The sequence below is a fragment of the Pseudomonas sp. Sample_24 genome, assembly GCF_004307605.1.
GTDB lineage: Bacteria > Pseudomonadota > Gammaproteobacteria > Pseudomonadales > Pseudomonadaceae > Aquipseudomonas.
Genome location: NZ_RCNW01000496.1, coordinates 1 through 1908, shown reverse-complemented (window position 1 = coordinate 1908; position 1908 = coordinate 1). Strand labels below are relative to the sequence as shown.

Annotated in this window: 2 protein-coding genes and 1 pseudogene; 1 reads left to right on the top strand and 2 read right to left on the bottom strand. The window is 59.4% G+C overall.

Translation table 11 applies throughout. The annotated features are described in order from the left end of the window. Positions 1–8: 8 nt before the first annotated feature. A complete protein-coding gene (locus tag D8V06_RS29040) occupies positions 9–989 on the top strand; it encodes a peptide ABC transporter ATP-binding protein (protein WP_056854993.1) in 981 nt (326 codons plus the stop codon). Between the two features lie 169 nt (positions 990–1158). Here the strand turns inward: D8V06_RS29040 and D8V06_RS29035 are convergent, their stop codons facing one another. Together D8V06_RS29035 and prfC are read right to left on the bottom strand one after the other, a co-directional pair. Next, positions 1159–1416, bottom strand: a complete 258-nt coding sequence (locus D8V06_RS29035; protein ID WP_056854992.1) for a hypothetical protein — start codon at positions 1414–1416, stop codon at positions 1159–1161. Positions 1417–1645: 229 nt separating this feature from the next. After that, a pseudogene (gene prfC / locus D8V06_RS29030) lies at positions 1646–1908 on the bottom strand (peptide chain release factor 3); the annotation flags it as partial.

Sequence of the window (1908 nt, the reverse complement as noted above, 5' to 3'; positions counted from 1 at the left end):
GTGGCGTAATGGCCGTCGTACTTACCGCCCGCGACCTGACCCGTCACTACGAAGTGTCCCGAGGCCTGTTCAAGGGTCACGCCACCGTGCGCGCCCTCAACGGCGTGTCATTCGAACTGGAAGCCGGCAAGACCCTCGCCGTCGTCGGCGAGTCGGGCTGCGGCAAATCCACCCTGGCCCGCGCCCTGACCCTGATCGAAGAGCCGTCTTCGGGTTCCCTGAAAATCGCCGGCCAGGAAGTCGCCGGCGCCGACAAGGCCCAGCGCAAGCAACTGCGCAAAGACGTGCAGATGGTGTTCCAGAGCCCATACGCGTCGTTGAACCCGCGGCAGAAAATCGGTGATCAACTCGCCGAGCCGCTGTTGATCAACACCAACCTGTCGGCCACCGAACGTCGCGAGAAAGTCCAGGCGATGATGAAGCAGGTGGGCTTGCGTCCCGAGCACTACCAACGTTATCCGCACATGTTCTCCGGCGGTCAGCGCCAGCGTATTGCGCTGGCTCGGGCGATGATGCTGCAACCGAAAGTGCTGGTGGCGGACGAACCGACCTCGGCGCTGGACGTGTCGATCCAGGCGCAGGTGCTGAACCTGTTCATGGATTTGCAGCAAGAGTTCAACACCGCCTACGTGTTCATTTCCCACAACCTGGCGGTCGTTCGCCATGTTGCCGACCACGTGATGGTGATGTACCTCGGCCGTCCGGTGGAAATGGGGCCGAAGGAAGACATCTACACCCGTCCCCTGCACCCCTACACCCAGGCGCTGTTGTCGGCGACACCGACCATCCACCCGGATCCGGACAAGCCGAAAATCAAGATCGTCGGCGAACTGCCCAACCCGCTGAACCCGCCGCCCGGCTGCGCTTTCCACAAGCGCTGCCCATACGCCACCGAGCGTTGCAGCACTGAAGAGCCGGCCCTGCGCCTGCTCGACAGCCGCCAAGTGGCGTGCCATTACGCCGAGCAATTTGTACACGGCGCGGCATAAAAACCGCCTTGAAAAAAATGCAGGAGCCAGCCTGGCGATTACGGAATATCGGTCGACATCTGCGTCGACTGGCACACCGCAATCGCTAGCAGGCTAGCTCCCACAGGGACTGAGTTGACCAAAAACCCCTTCTACTTCCGGTAGAAGGGGTTTTATTTTGTCTGTAGATCTACGTCTGGCTATCACCTTCGTCGGCTTCATCGGAGTCCGGGTCATCGGTCATCGAGTCGTCGTCCCCCGCGCTGCCACCCTGGCCCTTGTCGCCCGGCTCCGATTCGGACTTGGCGATCATCAGCTCAGCATGCCCTGCCTGACTGCTTGAAGCCTGAGTTTCATGATCCTCGCACTCAGCCCAGACCGCCGAGCTGCCGAGGGCCAACATCACCAACACCTTCAACATCAAAATAACGCGTAGCAAGCTGTTCATGGCCGAATCCGTCCTTCGTAGAGTGCCTGTCTGGCGCTTAGTGAAATCTAGTTCCGATTAACTCGGTTCTCCAGATAGGATGCTGAAGCTGAGCCGTAAATGCCGTGAATCGGCAGATTGCTTTCGAATAAGGCCTATACCCAAATCCACTAAAGCATCAGGCCATTGGCCAGGCATTAAAAAGCCCCGGTGCTTTCGCCACGGGGCTTTTGGTTTTGCAGCTCAGCGCTTAATGATGCTCACGCGTCGCACGGAATTTCACGTCCGGCCAGCGTTCTTCCATCAGTGCCAGGTTGACCCGGGTCGGGGCGAGGTAGGTCAGGTGACCGCCGCCGTCCAGCGCGAGGTTTTCCACGGCCTTGTTGGAGAATTCCTCAAGCTTCTTCTTGTCGCTGCATTCGATCCAGCGCGCCGAGTAAACGGTGATCGGCTCGTAGGAGCACTCGACCTTGTATTCCTCTTTCAAACGGCTGGCGACCACATCGAACTGCA

Coding starts and splice junctions, on each gene's coding strand:
- D8V06_RS29040 (WP_056854993.1), top strand. CDS start 9: ATGGCCGTCGTACTTACCGCCCGCGACCTGACCCGTCACTACGAAGTG.
- D8V06_RS29035 (WP_056854992.1), bottom strand. CDS start 1,416: ATGAACAGCTTGCTACGCGTTATTTTGATGTTGAAGGTGTTGGTGATG.